General features: G+C 71.6%; 16 protein-coding genes. 9 read left to right on the plus strand and 7 right to left on the minus strand.

Annotated elements, in window-relative coordinates:
- Window positions 1-110: 110 nt before the first annotated feature.
- Window positions 111-1,139: a tRNA dihydrouridine(20/20a) synthase DusA gene (dusA, locus tag D3273_RS12405; RefSeq protein ID WP_129226965.1), complete on the minus strand. Its 1,029-nt coding sequence runs from the start codon at window positions 1,137-1,139 to the stop codon at window positions 111-113.
- 232 nt (window positions 1,140-1,371) lie between these two features.
- On the opposite strand from dusA, the gene D3273_RS12410 reads away from it, so the two are divergent.
- From D3273_RS12410 to D3273_RS12420, 3 genes are all read left to right on the plus strand, one after another.
- Window positions 1,372-1,773, plus strand: a complete 402-nt coding sequence (locus D3273_RS12410; protein ID WP_207210771.1) for a translation initiation factor 2 — start codon at window positions 1,372-1,374, stop codon at window positions 1,771-1,773.
- A gap of 4 nt (window positions 1,774-1,777) precedes the next feature.
- Window positions 1,778-2,155 carry a hypothetical protein gene (locus D3273_RS12415; RefSeq protein ID WP_129226969.1) on the plus strand — a complete coding sequence of 126 codons (378 nt, stop codon included), beginning with the start codon at window positions 1,778-1,780 and terminating at the stop codon, window positions 2,153-2,155.
- A gap of 62 nt (window positions 2,156-2,217) precedes the next feature.
- Complete coding sequence (locus tag D3273_RS12420) at window positions 2,218-3,519, plus strand: cupin domain-containing protein (protein ID WP_129226971.1); 1,302 nt, start codon at window positions 2,218-2,220, stop codon at window positions 3,517-3,519.
- 156 nt (window positions 3,520-3,675) lie between these two features.
- On the opposite strand, the gene parC is transcribed toward D3273_RS12420, so the two are convergent.
- A complete protein-coding gene (gene parC, locus D3273_RS12425) occupies window positions 3,676-5,925 on the minus strand; it encodes a DNA topoisomerase IV subunit A (RefSeq protein WP_129226973.1) in 2,250 nt (749 codons plus the stop codon).
- A gap of 328 nt (window positions 5,926-6,253) precedes the next feature.
- Here parC and D3273_RS12430 point away from each other — a divergent pair, with 328 nt between their 5' ends.
- Window positions 6,254-6,481 carry a hypothetical protein gene (locus D3273_RS12430; RefSeq protein WP_129226975.1) on the plus strand — a complete coding sequence of 76 codons (228 nt, stop codon included), beginning with the start codon at window positions 6,254-6,256 and terminating at the stop codon, window positions 6,479-6,481.
- 81 nt (window positions 6,482-6,562) lie between these two features.
- Here D3273_RS12430 and D3273_RS12435 read toward each other — a convergent pair whose 3' ends face one another.
- The 4 genes from D3273_RS12435 to D3273_RS12450 form a co-directional block, all read right to left on the minus strand.
- Window positions 6,563-7,048, minus strand: coding sequence for a DUF3429 domain-containing protein (locus tag D3273_RS12435; protein WP_129226977.1), 486 nt, complete (start codon window positions 7,046-7,048; stop codon window positions 6,563-6,565).
- A 5-nt stretch (window positions 7,049-7,053) separates the two neighbouring features.
- Window positions 7,054-8,058, minus strand: coding sequence for an SDR family oxidoreductase (locus D3273_RS12440; RefSeq protein WP_129226979.1), 1,005 nt, complete (start codon window positions 8,056-8,058; stop codon window positions 7,054-7,056).
- 61 nt (window positions 8,059-8,119) lie between these two features.
- Window positions 8,120-8,608, minus strand: coding sequence for a YybH family protein (locus D3273_RS12445; RefSeq protein WP_165359475.1), 489 nt, complete (start codon window positions 8,606-8,608; stop codon window positions 8,120-8,122).
- A gap of 54 nt (window positions 8,609-8,662) precedes the next feature.
- Complete coding sequence (locus D3273_RS12450) at window positions 8,663-9,355, minus strand: nuclear transport factor 2 family protein (protein WP_165359476.1); 693 nt, start codon at window positions 9,353-9,355, stop codon at window positions 8,663-8,665.
- Between the two features lie 136 nt (window positions 9,356-9,491).
- Here D3273_RS12450 and D3273_RS28235 point away from each other — a divergent pair, with 136 nt between their 5' ends.
- On the plus strand, window positions 9,492-9,698 hold the full coding sequence (locus D3273_RS28235; protein ID WP_165359477.1) for a hypothetical protein: 207 nt from the start codon (window positions 9,492-9,494) through the stop codon (window positions 9,696-9,698).
- Window positions 9,699-9,744: 46 nt separating this feature from the next.
- Here the strand turns inward: D3273_RS28235 and D3273_RS12455 are convergent, their stop codons facing one another.
- Window positions 9,745-10,671, minus strand: a complete 927-nt coding sequence (locus D3273_RS12455; RefSeq protein WP_129226985.1) for a sulfotransferase family protein — start codon at window positions 10,669-10,671, stop codon at window positions 9,745-9,747.
- A 188-nt stretch (window positions 10,672-10,859) separates the two neighbouring features.
- Between D3273_RS12455 and D3273_RS12460 the strand changes: the two genes are divergently transcribed.
- The 4 genes from D3273_RS12460 to D3273_RS12475 all read left to right on the plus strand — a co-directional run bounded on the left by D3273_RS12460 (window position 10,860) and on the right by D3273_RS12475 (window position 15,474).
- Window positions 10,860-11,558 (plus strand): glutathione S-transferase family protein, encoded by a 699-nt coding sequence (locus D3273_RS12460; protein WP_129226987.1) that lies wholly within the window; start codon window positions 10,860-10,862, stop codon window positions 11,556-11,558.
- 48 nt (window positions 11,559-11,606) lie between these two features.
- A complete protein-coding gene (locus D3273_RS12465; RefSeq protein ID WP_129226989.1) occupies window positions 11,607-12,722 on the plus strand; it encodes an NADH:flavin oxidoreductase/NADH oxidase in 1,116 nt (371 codons plus the stop codon).
- 94 nt (window positions 12,723-12,816) lie between these two features.
- A complete protein-coding gene (locus tag D3273_RS12470; protein WP_129226991.1) occupies window positions 12,817-14,433 on the plus strand; it encodes a GMC family oxidoreductase in 1,617 nt (538 codons plus the stop codon).
- A 189-nt stretch (window positions 14,434-14,622) separates the two neighbouring features.
- The gene (locus D3273_RS12475) at window positions 14,623-15,474 is read left to right on the plus strand and encodes a transglutaminase-like domain-containing protein (RefSeq protein WP_129226993.1); all 852 of its coding nucleotides are present in this window, start codon (window positions 14,623-14,625) and stop codon (window positions 15,472-15,474) included.
- Window positions 15,475-15,479 lie beyond the last annotated feature (5 nt).

The raw sequence follows: 15,479 nt of genomic DNA on the forward strand, positions 1-15,479 counted from the left end.
ATTTGTTTTAGGGCGCGATCACCATCGGGAAACACTTCGTTCGATGTCGCGCCACGTTGTGCCCAAAGTCTCGCCGCCCTGCATGCCGCACGTCCACAGAATAGGCGCTGTCAGGCGGCGCGTTCGACGGCCCCGTCGGGACGGGCCACCTTGGCCAGGGCGTCGCGGACCACCGCCACCCCGGCGCCCGGCTTCACCGCCTCGGTGGCGAGGTGGCGGCGCCAGGCACGAGCGCCGTTCAGCCCGGTGAACAGGCCGAGCAGGTGGCGGGTCATGTCGTGGAGCCGCACGCCTTCGCCGAGCTTGCGCGCCATGTAGGGCACGAAGAGTTCGACCGCCTCGAAGGCGTCGGCGACGGGGCGCGCGCCCCCGAAGAACCGGCGGTCGACGTCGAGCAGCAGTTCGGGCGTGCCGTAGGCGGCTCGCCCCAGCATGACGCCGTCGAGGCCAACCAGCTGCTCCGCCGCGGCGTCGTTGTCGGCGAGGCCGCCGTTGATGGCCACGAAAAGCTCCGGCCGCTCGCGCTTCAGGTCGTGGACGAGGCCGTAGTCGAGCGGCGGCACGTCGCGGTTCTCCTTCGGCGAAAGTCCCTGCAGCCACGCCTTGCGGGCATGGACGATCACGCCGTCGACCCCCGCCGCCACGACGGCATCGACGAGGGCGTTCAGCGCCACGACGGGGTCCTGGTCGTCGACGCCGATGCGGCACTTCACCGTCACCGGCATCGCGGTCGCGCCCTTCATCGCCGCGACGCAGCGCCCGACGAGGTCCGGCTCGCGCATCAGGCAGGCGCCGAAGCGCCCGTTCTGGACGCGGTCGGACGGGCAGCCGCAGTTGAGGTTGACCTCGTCGTAGCCGAAGGCTTCCGCGATCCGCACCGCTTCCGCGAGCTCGGCGGGATCGCTGCCGCCGAGCTGCAGCGCGACGGGGTGCTCCGAGGCATCGTGGGCGAGCAGCCGCGCGCGGGGGCCGTGGATGATCGCGCCGGTGGTGACCATCTCGGTGTAGAGCAGCGCGCGTCGCGACAGGATGCGGTGGAACGTCCGGCAATGGGTGTCGGTCCAGTCCATCATAGGCGCGACCGAGAACCGCGCGGCCGCGAGATAGGGCGTCGTCGCGCGTCCCGTGTGGCCCGTCATTCCCCCGCTCCTCCGCCCGGCCTGCCGCCGGGCCGCGACAGGCGGCGGGGCTGGACCGGCCGCCATCCTACCATCCCGGCGTTCCCCGCCCAACCCACGGCCAGAACCGCGACGCCGTGGGCGGAGGCGGTGCAGGAAAGGCTTAGCATCGACTCAGTTTTAGGTTACAATCTGCTCAGTCTGGTGGAGATGCGGGATGCGCGGCGTCGCGAGGGTTCGAAGGCTGGCCGTGATGGCGACGCTGGCTGTCGGCCTTTGCGGATGCGCGACGCTGACCCGCGGCCTCGACGACGAGGTGGCGGTGATCTCCGAGCCGCCCGGCGCCGCCGTCACCTCCTCGGTCGGGGCCAGCTGCGCCGCCACGCCCTGCACCCTCACGGTCCGGCGCGACGCGGTTTTCACCGTGACGGTGTCGAAGGCCGGCTTCGCGAGCCGGACGGTCGCGGTGGCGACGCGCATTTCCGGCACGGGCGCCGCGCTGGCGACCGAGAACATCGCCACGGCGGGCCTCGGGCTCGCCGTCGACGCCGCGACGGGAGGGGCGCTCGAACACGTGCCGAATGCCGTGGACGTGACCCTGACGGCGTCGGCCGGGCCCGCGGCGAAGCCGGCCCGCGCGCGACCCGAGGCGTAGCGCGATGCGTCCCCGCGTCGCCCTCCTCCTCGCATTCTGTGTCGGCGGCTGCGCCACGCTCGACCGCGGCACGCTGGACGAGGTGGCGGTGGTCACGGACCCGCCCGGCGCCAATGTCGTGTCGAGCAGCGGCACGATGTGCACCTCGCCCTGCGCGGTGTCGGGCCCGCGCCGCGACGCCATCTCGGTGACGATCAGCAAGACCGGCTACGTGACCCAGACGGCGAGTTCGGACGCCAAGCCCGACGACGCCGCCATCGCGGCCGCGTCGGAGCTCAAGCTCAGCGCCGACGCGCTCGGCCGCGCCATCGACGTCCAGGACGGCAGCTATTACCGCCACGACCCGAAGGCGATCGTGGTGAAGCTCGAACCGGCGACGTGAGGGACCCGGCTCGGGTGCCCGACGTTGGCGCCGCGAAGCCGTCACCCCGAGGATTGCGTGCAATGTCTGATCCCATCGAGAAAGCCCCCGGCGATCCCCGCCGCGAGGTCGCCGGCTTCGCGCTGTCCCGTCGCGCGGCGCTGGGCGCCGGTGCCGCCGCCGGGCTCGGCCTCGTGGCCGGTGCCGCCCAGGCTCAGTCGCGCGCCACGACCCTGGCCGGCATGAAGGACGCCAGTGCGACCGATCCCGGCCCCGAGAACGGCATCCTCAAGGGGGCCTTCCCCGCCTCGGACATGCCTCCCGCCTCCGACCACGGCACCGTCAAGCAGTTCTGGTCGAGCATGACGCTGTCCCACCGCCGCATCCAGGAGGGCGGCTGGGCCCGGCAGGTCAACGTCGTGGACTTCCCGATCTCGAAGGACCTCGCGGGGGTCAACATGCGGCTCGAGGCCGGCGGCATCCGCGAGCTTCACTGGCACGCCACGGACGAATGGGCGCTGATGCTCACCGGAGCGGCCCGCATCACCGCGCTCGACGGCGACGGCCACCCCTTCGTCAAGGACGTGAAGGCCGGCGACCTGTGGTACTTCCCGCAGGGGCTGCCGCATTCCATCCAGGGCCTGGGCCCGGATGGCTGCGAGTTCCTGCTCGTCTTCGACGACGGCAGCTTCTCGGAGGACGACACCACGCTGCTGTCCGATTGGCTGATCCACACGCCGCGCGACCTGGTCGCCAAGAACTTGGGCGTGGACCGGGCGGCGCTGAAGTCCTTCGACGACATCCCGCCCAACGGCAGGTACATCTTCCCGGCGCCGGTGCCGCCGGCCCTGTCGCAGGACGCGGCGGCGATGACGAAACACCATCCGATGTCGACGGTCGACTTCTCGTTCTCGATGCTGGACATGAAGCCGACGAAGCAGGACGCCAACGGCTCGGTCCGCATCGTCGACTCCCGGAACTTCGCCGTGTCGCGCAACATCGCCGCCGCCTATGTGGTGATCAAGCCCGGCGCGACGCGCTCGCTGCACTGGCACCAGAACGCCGACGAGTGGCAGTTCTGGATCTCCGGCAAGGGACGGATGACGCTCTTCGCCAACCATTCCGACGCGCGCACGATCGACTTCAACCCCAGCGACGTCGGCTACGCGCCCGCCACCCTGCCCCACTACATCGAGAACACGGGCACGGACGACCTCGTCTACCTCGAAATGTTCAAGGCGCCGGCCTACCAGGACGTGTCGCTGAACAACTGGCTCGCCGCCCTGCCGCCGGAGCTCGTGAAGCAACACCTCGGCCTCAGCGACGAGACGCTCGCCGCCATCCCCAAGGACAACCTCGCCATCCTGCCGCCCGGCAGGATGTGACACCAGCGGCGGCCTGATCGGACGCTTTCCCCCATCCTGAGCCGGGCGCGGAGCGCCCGCGTCGTCCGCCGACGGGCTCGGGACGGGGAAACGCGAGAAAAGGCCGCCGCCACGACACCGGCCCGCCCCTCCTCGCCACTGCGGGCGCCCGCGACCTCAGGGCCCGAAGCGGTTGTCGCGGCGGAAGCCGCGGGGCGGCAAGCGGCCGCGGTCCGCGCGGTTGCCCATCCAGGGCAGGATGTCCTTGTGGGCCAGCACGTGGTCCTTGCCGGACGCATCCTGCCAGGGCAGCCCATCCGCCAGGGTGAAGACGCGCAGGTCCGACAGGCCCGCGACGGCGCGCTGAAGCTTGACGCCCTTGCCGCGCGCCATGGCGGGCACCTGGACGAGCGGGAAGACCGCCATGTGGCGATCGTTGCTCACCACCGCGACGTGGTCGCCGCGCGCCGGCACCATGAGCTTCGCCTTGGCGGGAGCCGTCGGCGACATCAGCGCCTTGCCCTTGCGGGTGCCGACCACGAGGTCCGCCATGGCGGCCACGAAGCCGCGCCCGTCGCTCGTCGCCAGGAGAACGCGCGCGCCCTCCTCGAACGGCGCCACCGCCGCCACGTCCTCGCCCTCGCCGAGGTCGGCCATCAGGCGCAGCGGCTCGCCGAAGCCGCGGCCGCCCGGCAGCTTGCCGACCTCGAGCGTGAACACCTTGCCGTCCGTCGCCAGCACGACGATGCGCCCCGTGGTTTCGGCCGGGAACGCCAGGCGCAGCGTGTCGTCGCCCTTGAACGACAGGGTCGACAGGTCGGCGCCGTGGCCCTTCATGGTGCGGATCCAGCCCTTGTCGCTGACCACCACGGTGACGGGCTCGCGCTCGATGAAGCTTTGCGTCGACACCGTCGCGTCGAAATAGGGCAGCGGGGCGAAGCTGGTGCGGCGGCGCCCCAGCGGCGTGTCGGGACCGTAGAGCTTGCGGATGTCGCCGATCTGGCCCGCCACGGTCTTCCATTGGCGCGCCTCGTCGGCGACGAGGGCGGCGAGCCTGTCGCGCTCCTTGACGAGCTTGTCGTGCTCCTTGCGGAGCTGCATCTCCTCGAGGCGCCGCAGGGCGCGGAGCCGCGTGTCGAGCACGTAGTCGGCCTGCAGCTCGGACAGCGCGAAGGTCCGCTTCAGCTCCGCCTTGGGATCGTCCTCCTCGCGGACGATGCGGATCACCTCGTCGAGGTTGAGGAAGACGATCAGCATGCCGGCGAGCAGTTCGAGCCGGCGCTCGATCTCGCCCAGCCGGTGGCGCGACTGCCGCACCAGCACGGCGCGGCGGTGGTCGAGCCACTGCTGCAGGGCCTCCTTCAGCCCCACGACCCGGGGCACGACGCCGTCGACGAGCACGTTCATGTTCAGGGGGACGCGGACTTCGAGTTCGGTCAGCCGGAACAGGTGCTCCATCATCACCCCCGCCTCCACCGAACGGGTGCGCGGCTCGATCACGACGCGCACGTCCTCGGCGGATTCGTCGCGCACGTCGGCGACCAGCGGCGTCTTCTTCTCGTTGATCACCTCCGCCAGCCGTTCGATCAGCCGCGACTTCTGCACCCCGTAGGGCACCTCGGTCACGACGACGCTCCAGGCCCCGCGCTCGCCGGGCTCGACCGCCCAGCGGGCGCGCAGGCGGAAGGAGCCGCGGCCCGTCCGGTAGCTTTCCGCCATCGAGGCCTCGTCCTCGACGAGGACGCCCCCGGTGGGGAAGTCCGGCCCGCGCACGAAGCGCACGAGCTCGGGGTTCTCGGCCTCGGGATGGGCGATGAGGTGCAGCGACGCGTCGCACAGCTCGACGATGTTGTGGGGCGGGATGGAGGTCGCCATGCCGACCGCGATGCCCTGGGCGCCGTTGGCGAGCAGGTTCGGGAAGGCCGCCGGCAGCACCACCGGCTCCTCCTTGTCGCCCGAATAGTTGGGGCGCAGGTCGACCGTGTCGTCTTCGATGCCGTCGAGCAGGAGCTTGGCGAACTCCGTCATCCGGGCTTCGGTGTAGCGGTAGGCGGCGGCCGGGTCGCCGTCGATGTTGCCGAAGTTGCCCTGCCCGTCGACCAGCGGGTAGCGGGACGAGAAGTCCTGCGCGAGCCGCACCAGCGCGTCGTAGATCGCCTGGTCGCCGTGGGGGTGGAAGTCGCCCATCACGTCGCCGACGATCTTGGCGCACTTCTTGAAGGCCGTCGCGGGGTCGAGGCGCAGCACCTGCATGCCGTACAGGATGCGGCGGTGGACGGGCTTCAGGCCGTCGCGCGCGTCCGGCAGAGCGCGGCCCATGATGGTCGACAGGGCATAGGCGAGATAGCGCTCCTCCAAGGCCTCGCGCAGCTTCACCACCACGGGCTCGGCGGGCGGAAGGGGCGGCGGGGGGGCGGTCCTGGCCATCGGGGAAAGGTCGTCTCTCGGTTGCGCGGGCTCTCGGGGTCGAGATGTACCGCTTTTGTTCCATCCGCAAGGGGCGTCGGGCCCCCGTGCCGTCGCCGGGTGATCGCATGTCCGAATTGCGGCAGGCTTGCCGCATGTGGGGGAACCGCGAGGCGGCGCCGCGCATTCTCAAGCCGAAGCCTGACTGTGGCGGCCCTGCACTAGCGGGCTGTCCGGCGGGCGCCTAACCAGACCCTTCACGGTCGATCATCCCCCCCGCGAGAGGCAATCCGCGCGGGATCGACGCTCGACCCAGCGCCATCGGGCGCCATGCTTGCGCGGGAGCATCATGCGTAACAAAGCCATCCTCGGCCTGTCCTCGGGCATCGCCGCCGTCGTCGCCACCCTGATCGGCGTCGCCCTGTTCAACCCCCCGCAGACGGCTGACGCCGCCGTGATCGGCGGACGGCTCGCGCCCTGCCCCCTCGCGGAAGTGTCGATCGACTCCGGCTACGGCGTCAGCTCCAAGGAACTCCGGCCGGTCTGCGCCGCCGCGCGCGGTGGCCGTCCGGACTGATCCGCCCGCGGGGCCGCCTTCGCGGCCTCGCCCCGACATGCCGGCCCGGGGACCGCGACGCGGCCCCGGGCTTTTGCATTTTCAGGACAGGGCCGCGACGAAGAGCGCCGCGCCGGCGCCGAGGCTGAGGATCATCCGCAGGCGGCCGAACCAGTCGGGCGCCAGGCCCCGCGCGACGAGGTTCCGGTCGATGGGGCCGAGAGCCAGCACGCCGATGCCCAGCACCCAGAAGCGCCACGGGTCCGGCAGGACGAGGGCGCCCCAGGCGAAGAGCTGCGGCGTCACCCCGAAGACGAAGTCGGTGGCGACCCGCGGTCGGCCCGCCGCCGCCACGGCGACGCCCCACCGGATCCCCCCGAGGAAGGACAGGATGGTGGCGGCATAGGTGGCCAGCATGGCGTCGACCTCGCCGGCCGGAATCGCATGCGGCCACCCGGTCGCCTTGGCGAGCGCCAGGCCCCAGAACGGGACGAGCCCGCTCAGCCCGAGCAGGAAGGGCAGCGGCGGGTTTCCGCCCGCCGCGGGTGCGGCGGCGGCCGAAGCGGCGGGGTCGGTCCCGGGCGTCATGGCGGTCACTTCCGGCGCGGCGCCAGGATGGACAGGGCGAGGTCGAACAGCGCCCCGCTCGCCGCCGTGGCGGCCGCCACCGGCGAGTTCGGGTCGAGCGTCGCGCGGGTGTAGAGGCTCCGCCGGCCCGTGTCGGCCGGGTCGTGCTTCGCCGCGTGGTCGCCGGGGGTGTGGAGGTTGTCGGCGTGCCCGTCCGCGGGGGCGCCGAGTTGGGCGTCCTCGCCGAAGCGGGCGCTGACCTTGTCGGCGAGGTGCGGCGCCGCCTGGGCGAAGAGCGACATCAGCCGGCCCGTGCCGCCGACGTAGATGTCGCGCTGCGGGTGCTCGGCGGCGTAGAGGATCGCGTGGGCGACCTCCTCGGGCGCGTAGTGGGGCTGCGGCAGCTTGGCCTCGCGTCCCGTGGTGTTGCCGACGTTGGCGATGATCGGCGTCGCCACCGCGGCCGGCTTCACCAGCGTCACCGAAACCGGCGCGCCCTCGGTTTCGAGTTCGATGCGCAGCGTGTCGGTGAAGGCCCGCACCGCGTGCTTGCTCGCCGAATACATGCCCTGAACCGGCACGCCGAAGTCTCCCGCGATGCTGCCGACGTTGACGAGCGCGCCCCCCGTCGCCTTCAGGGTCTTCAAGGCCGTCAGCGAGCCGTGCACGGTGCCCCAGAAATTGGTGTCGAACAGGCGCCGCGCGTCCTCCTCCACCGTCTCGTCGAGGCGCGAGAACATCGCCACACCGGCGTTGTTCACCCAGGTGTCGAAGCCGCCGAAGGCGTCCGTCGCCAGGGCGGCGACCGCTTCCACGTCCTCGCGTCGTGCCACGTCCCCGGCGACATGGCGGGCCGTGCCGCCGCGGGTCGCGATGGTTTCGGCGACATCGCGCAGGGCGGCCTCGTCGCGGCCCGTCAGCACCAACCTGGCGCCGCGCCGGGCCGCCGCGAGCGCCGTGACGCGGCCGATGCCGCTCGACGCCCCCGTGATGACGATCGTCTGCTCGGCCAGCGGTTTCAATCTGATCATCGTGACGACTCCTGCGGCCGCCAACGCGCCGCCGCGGCCGCTTGTTCGCCGCCCGCCGGGGTCACTCCGCGTCGTCGCCGCCCTTGCCGGCGCCACCGCCCTGGCGGCCGCCGCGGCCGGCCTTGCCGCCGCCGGTGGAGCTGCGGTTCCACATGTCGGCGGCGACCTTCCAGTCGCTTCCCACCTTGGTCCAGACCAGCAGGTATTTGCCGTCGATGTCCTTGTCGCGCATCTTGAACGCGAAGGTGCCGACCTCGCGCACCGTGTTGTCGTCGATCGCCTTCACGTCCTCCGAGGTGTATTTCAGGTTCTTCACCGCGTGGGTCATGTTGCCGAGGAAGCGCTGGATCTCGGCCTTGCCGTTGATCGGGGCCCGGCCGGGCGGCAACGCCACGGCGTCGTCGGTCAGGTAGGCTGCCGCCGCCTGGGCGTCGCCGGAGCTGAGGGCTGCGGTGAACTTGCCGCTCGCGTCGCGCGCGCCCGACACGTCCTGGGCGAAGGCCGGCACGGCCGCGCCGCAGACCAGGAGGGCAGCGATGATGTTGCGCATGAGACTCGTCCCGTGATGCATCTGTCGAGGGTGTCGAGGGCGGGCGAGCCGCGCTCAGCCCTTCGGGTTGGAATAAAGGCCGGCGTCGCCGTCATACAGCGAGCCGCCCCCGGCGCCTCCGTCCTGGTGCCCGCCGCCGCCGCGCCGCCCGCCCGCCGCGCCACCGGCCTGGAACGAGGGGCGGCCGCCGCCCGCGCGATAGCCGCTCCCGCCCGCGCCGGGGCCCTGGCGGTAGCCGCCCTGCCCGGCGCCGGCCCCCTGGCCGCCGCCACCACCGCCGCGACGGTAGCCGCCCCCCTGCCCGGCGCCCGGCCGGCGCTGTCCCTGGCCTTGCCCTTGTGCTTGCCCCTGGCCCTGCCGCCGGGCGGCGCTTCCGTCGCCGCCGCGGTTCCAGATGGCGCTCTCGATCTGCCATTCGCCGTCGACGAGCTGCCACACGAAGACGTATTTGCCTTCCGCCGCCTGGGCTTCGCCGCCCATGACGTAGGTGCCGGTTTCGCGGCGCGCGGCGTCGCCGAGGTCCTTCACGGCCACGGTGGTGAAGGCGACGGACTTGAACCGGTTCGCGACGCTCGCCCAGAAGGCCGACGCCGCGGCGCGCCCGTCCAGCGGCTTGCCGCGGGGCGGCAGCAGGGTGGCGTCTTCGGTGTAGAACGGGCCGATCGCGTCGAAGTTGTTCGCCGCGAAGCCCGCCGCCAGCGCCTCGTTGAACTCGGTCGTGGCGTCGTGCTGCTTGTCGCCCGTCATGGTGTGGTCCTCATCTGTGGCGCACCAACGTTTGCCGGCCCGGCCGGGTTCGCCCGCCTTGCGACGGCGCAGGCTCCCGCGCATAAGCGGCGTCGGATCAACCCGGCATGAACGCCGCCCACGGGACCCCGCCAGAATGCGCTTCCTCCGGCTCACCCAGGCCAACACCGGCGTGACCATCCACGTCAACATGGATCAGGTGGTGGTGATCGCGCCCAACAAGACCGGCGGGGCGGTGCTGCTGACCACCGCGGTCGACAAGGAGTCGGCCCGCATCGTCCCCGTGAAGGAAACGCCGCAGGAGGTGGTCGCCCTGCTCGACGGCGCCCCCACCAAGGCGTGACGCTCGGCGCCGCGGGGTGCCGGTCCCCGCAGCAGCGAGCGTCCGATCAGGCGCCGGCGGGCGGGCGCATGCGGCCCATCGCCATGCGGCCGCCCTGGTTCATGCCGGGGTTGGGCGCCATGGGGCGGCGCGGCCCGTCCCGCGGCACCGACGGCAGGATCACTTCGACGCCGCGCGGGTTGCCGCCCGGTCGGCGCCAGAAGTTGCGGCCCGAGAAGCGCTCGTAGAGTTCCGGCGGCAGGATGGTGGGCCGTTCAGAGAAGCGCACCTTGCGCCCGACCGTGTGCAGCCCCGGGACGCCGAGGTCGGCGTCGAAGCTGTCGCCCTCGGAATAGACCACGTTCTCGAAGTCGTGCTCGAAGGCCTCCATCCCGAGCTTGGCGTAGATGAGCTCCAGCGTGCGCTTCGGCTCGCGGCACAGGGCCTCGTAATCGACCAGGATCAGCTTGTCGGAGAACTCGCCGTAGAAGGCCTCCTGCGTGGCGTTCCAGGCGAAGCCGACCGTACCGCCCGGCGACGCCAGCGAGTTGACGCGGGTGTGGACCGTCAGGGCGTCCTTCTGTTGGAACATCTTCGACACGCCGAGCGCGTTCTTGCGCAGGACGCGCTCGAAGCTGTCCACGATCCACACGAGGTCGCGCACGCAGACGATGACCTTGGCGTCGGGGTAGAGGGCGTCGATGAGGGGCAGCTTGGCGCACCAGACGCGATTGGTGTCGATCACCGTCCTGTCGGCCTGGACATCCTTGTAGAAGCCCTCGAAGACGGCGCCGAGGATGTTGCGGCGGTGCTGGTCCGTCATCATGGAGCTGAATTCGCTGCGCGGCCCCATGGCGCCCTGGACGCGGCCGACCAGCCCTCCCACGGGGCTCGACATTCCGGAATGGAGCTTCGGGTTCTGCTTCAGCAGCGCGCCGAGCAACGTCGAGCCCGAGCGGGGCAGGCCGGACAGGAAATGGATGCCGTTCTTCATGGACAGGGTATCGCCGCTGGCTGGGGTCGGGGTCGCGGCCGTTCTGCCCCCTGGGCGGGCGGATGTCGAGCCGAGGTCCGGCCCGCACAAACCCCGGCCGGTCGGCGAAACGATCGGCCGCGCCCGGGCGTAGGTACCCGCACCGGCCCGGCGCCGAACCTCAACCCGCACACGATCGAGAGTATCCCATGGCCGACAAGCTCAAGCTCTACACCTCGCCTTCCGCCTTCCCGAACCCGCAGCGCCTGCGCCTGTTCATGCACGAGAAGGGCATCGCCGGGCATTTCGACGAGGTCGTCTACGACATGGCGCCGGGCGGCGAACAGCGCGGCTGGAAGCACCTCAAGATGAACCCCTGGGGCGAAACCCCGACCCTGCAGCTGCGGGACGGCTCCTTCATCAGCGAAACCACCGCCATCGCGCGCTACCTCGACGGCGCCTTCGAGGGCCGCAAGATCATGGGCGCCACGCCCGAGGAGCAGGGCCTCGATACGATGTGGGACGCCCGCATCTGGGTGCAGATCCTGTACCGCATCACCACCATGTTCCACGTCATGCACCAGGGCCTCGGCCCGAAGCTGGAGCTGACGGAGAACAAGGCCTGGGGCGAGCATTGCCGCAAGGAGGCCCTGGCGCATTCGGGCCTGGTGGACCGCCACCTGTCGGACGGTCGCGACTGGCTGCTCGGCGGCCAGGACCCCACCTTCGCCGACATGACGCTGTGCACCGCCATCGCGTTCTCGAAGTTCCCCGTCAACGCGACGCCGCTCGACGAGCGCTTCGAGCAGCTCGACAGGTTCTGGCGCCGGTGCGTCGCGCGCCCGACGTTCAAGGCCGCCTACGCGGACCGCAACAGCGGCGTGAAGGAGCTGGACGGGGCGGCCTGATCCGGCCGTCCATCCACCGCACATCCCGAGACGACGAGGTCGACACCCGTGAGCCAGCTGTTCCAACCCCTGAGGATCGGGTCGCTCGACCTCGATAACCGGATCGTCATCGCGCCCATGTGCCAATATTCGGCCGACGAGGGCCGCGCCACCGATTGGCACACCATGCACCTCGGCACCCTCGCCCTGTCGGGCGCGGGGCTGCTGATCACCGAAGCCGCGGCGGTGTCGCCGGAAGGGCGCATCACCCCCGACGACCTGGGTCTGTATTCCGACGACACCGAGGCGGCACTCGGCCGGGTGCTGGCGGCGATGCGCCGGCATTCGCCGATGCCGGTGGCGGTCCAGCTCGCCCATGCCGGCCGCAAGGCGTCGAGCTTCGCCCCGTGGGAGGGAGGCCACCAGATCGGCCCGGGCGAGCCGCGCGGCTGGCAGACCGAGGCGCCCTCGGCGATCGCCCACGCCGAGGACGAGCACGCGCCCGTGGCCCTGGACCTCGACGGGATCGCGCGGGTGAAGCGCGATTTCGCCGAAGCGGCGAAACGGGCCGCACGGCTCGGCATCGAGGGCATCGAGATCCACGGAGCCCACGGCTACCTCGTCCACGAGTTCCTGTCGCCGCTCGCCAACCGGCGGACGGACGCGTATGGCGGCAGCCTCGAGAACCGCATGCGCTTCGCCCTCGAGGTCTTCGACGTCGTGCGCGACGCCTTCCCGGCGGAGCGCCCGGTGTGGATGCGGCTGTCGGCCACGGATTGGGTCGAGGGCGGATGGGACATCGACGGCACGGTCGCGCTGTCGCGGGAGCTGGAGCGGCGCGGTTGCGCGGCGGTCCACGTGTCCTCGGGCGGCGTTTCGCCGCGCCAGGCCATCGCGCTCGGCCCGAACTACCAGGTCGGGTTCGCCACCACGGTGAAGGACGCGGTCGGCATCCCCGTCATCGCCGTGGGCCTGATCACGGAAGCCGAGCAGGCCGAAGCGATCGTGGCGGAAGGCCTGGCGGATGCCGTGTCGCTCGCCCGCGCCATGCTCTACGACCCGCGCTGGCCCTGGCACGCGGCCGCGACGCTGGGCGCCAAAGTGCGGGCGCCGAAGCAGTACTGGCGCTGCCAGCCGCGCGAACACAAGGACCTGTTCCTGGACGCGAGCTTCGGCCAGCGCTGACCCGGGCGCTGCCGCTCCCCATCCCGCCGCGCCTGCCCTATGGTGTGCGGCACAGCCGGGCGCTCGACCGTCCGGCGCGGCGGGAGGGACGGTCTTGGATCAGCTCGACGGGGATTACGACTACATCGTCGTCGGGGCCGGGACGGCCGGCTGCATCCTGGCCAACAGGCTGTCGGCAAACCCGAAAACCCGGGTGCTGCTGCTCGAGGCGGGCGGGCGGGACGATTGGATCTGGTTCCACATCCCCGTCGGCTACCTGTTCGCGATCGGCCATCCGCGCGCCGACTGGATGTTTCGGACGGAAGCCGAGCCGGGCCTGAACGGTCGCGCCCTCCACTACCCGCGCGGCAAGGTCATCGGCGGCTGTTCGGCCATCAACGGCATGATCTCCATGCGGGGCCAGGCCGCCGACTACGACGGGTGGCGCGCCCAGGGCCTGGACGGCTGGGGCTGGTCCGACATGGTGGGGTGCTTCCGCCGGCTCGAAGACCATTTCCTGGGCGACGGCGAGCACCACGGCGCCGGCGGGGGCTGGCGCGTCGAGGAAGCGCGCGTGTCCTGGCCCATCCTCGACGCCGTGCGGGCGGCCGCGGGCGAGATCGGCGTGCCGGCCGTCGCCGATTTCAACACGGGCGACAACGAGGGCGCGAGCTACTTCCACCTCAACCAGAAGCGGGGTCGCCGCTGGTCGGCGGCGCGGGGCTTCCTCAAGCCCGCGCTGCGCCGCCCGAACCTGCGGCTCGAGACCGGCGTGACGGCGGAGCGCGTGCTGGTCGCGGATGGCCGCGCCACCGGGGTCCGCTACCGGCAGGCCGGCCGCACCGTCGAGGCGCGGGCCGGCGGGGAGGTGATCCTCGCGGCGGGCGCGATCGGCTCGCCGCAGCTGCTGCAGCTCAGCGGCATCGGCCGCCGCGAGTGGCTGGCGCCGCTCGGCATCGACACCGTGCTGGACCGCCCCGGGGTGGGCGCGAACCTGCAGGACCACCTGCAGCAGCGCGCCATCTTCAAGGTGTCGGACGCCCGCACCCTGAACGAGACGTACCATTCGCTGCCGCGGCGTGCCCTGATGGGGCTCGACTACGCGTTCCGCCGCCGCGGCCCGCTGTCGGCGGCGCCGTCCCAGCTCGGCATCTTCATGCGGTCGGGCCCCGAACAGAACCGCGCCAACATCCAGTTCCACGTCCAGCCGCTCAGCCTCGACCGGTTCGGCGAGCCCCTGCATCGATTCCCGGCGATCACGCTGTCGGCCTGCAATCTCAGGCCCACCTCGCGGGGCACGGTGCGGCCGCGCTCGGCCGACCCCGCGGACGCGCCGATGATCGCGCCGAACTACCTGTCCACGGAAGCGGATCGCCACGTCGCCGCCGACGCGATCCGGGCGACGCGGCGCATCATGGCCCAGCCCGCCATGGCGCGGTTCCGCCCCGAGGAGGTCCTGCCCGGACCTTCGGTGGGCGACGACGACGCGTCGCTCGCCGAAGCCGCCGGCGCGATCGGGACGACGATCTTCCACCCCGTCGGCACGGCCAGGATGGGCACGGCCGACGACGCCGGAGCGGTGGTCGACGCGCGCCTGCGGGTCCACGGGCTGCGGGGACTGCGGGTGATCGACGCCTCGATCATGCCGACCATCACCTCGGGCAACACCAACACGCCCACGGCCGGCATCGCCGAGAAGGGCGCCGAGATGGTCCTGGCCGACGCGCGGTGAGCCGCCCGGGGGCGGAGACGGCGGCCGGCTCGCGAAACCGTCGAGCGACAGATGCGGCCGCGGCGTCTACCCTGGCCGAGACGGCATGAATCGCGCATGGTGCAGGTCCCCTTCCGCCCGCCTGCATCCCGCGGCGGGCCGCTGGGGACGGCATCCGCTTTCCCAAGCCCGCCGTCGCGAGGGCCCACGATGCGCATTCAACTCGGCTGCGAGATGGAGTTCCAGCTCCCGAATCCGACGCCCATCATCATGATGCTGAACGTCCACTATTCGCGCGCGGCCGACCTCGAAAGCCCGGACATCGTCACCACGGAGCCCGTGGTGCCGATGGAAGGGTTCCGGGACGGCTTCGGCAACTGGTGCACGCGCGTCATGGCGCCGGCGGGGCGCTTCGCCGTCAAGGTCGACAGCGTCATCCGCGACTCGGGCGAGTGGGACCCGGTCGACACCACCGCGATGCAGCACCCCGTCGAGGAGCTGCCCGCCGACACGCTCGGCTTCCTGCTCGCCAGCCGCTATTGCGAGAGCGATTCGCTGTCGAACGAGGCATGGCGACTGTTCGGCCACACGGAGCCGGGCTGGCACCGCGTGAAGGCCATCGTGGATTTCGTCCACAACCACATCGCCTTCAATTACCAGGACGCGCGGAACACCCGCACGGCGGCCGAGGCCTATGCCGAAGGGCGCGGCGTTTGCCGGGATTTCGCGCATCTCGCCGTCGCGTTCTGCCGGGCCATGAACATCCCGACGCGCTATTGCACGGGCTACATCAGCGACATCGGGCTCACGCCCCCGTTCGGCCCCGGGGATTTCGCGGCCTGGATGGAGGTGTACCTCGGCGGGCGCTGGCACATGTTCGACCCCCGCAACAACGCGCCCCGCAAGGGACGCGTGCTGATGGCCTTCGGGCGGGACGCCGCGGACGTGTCGCTCACCCACACCTTCGGGTCGAGCTGGCTTCAGGAGTTCCGCGTGTGGACCGACGAGATCCCCGACCTCGCCGCCGACGCGCCCGTGGCGGTCCCGCTTCCGGCGGAGTGACGCGC

Source organism: Lichenibacterium minor, from assembly GCF_004137685.1.
GTDB lineage: Bacteria > Pseudomonadota > Alphaproteobacteria > Rhizobiales > Beijerinckiaceae > Lichenihabitans > Lichenihabitans minor.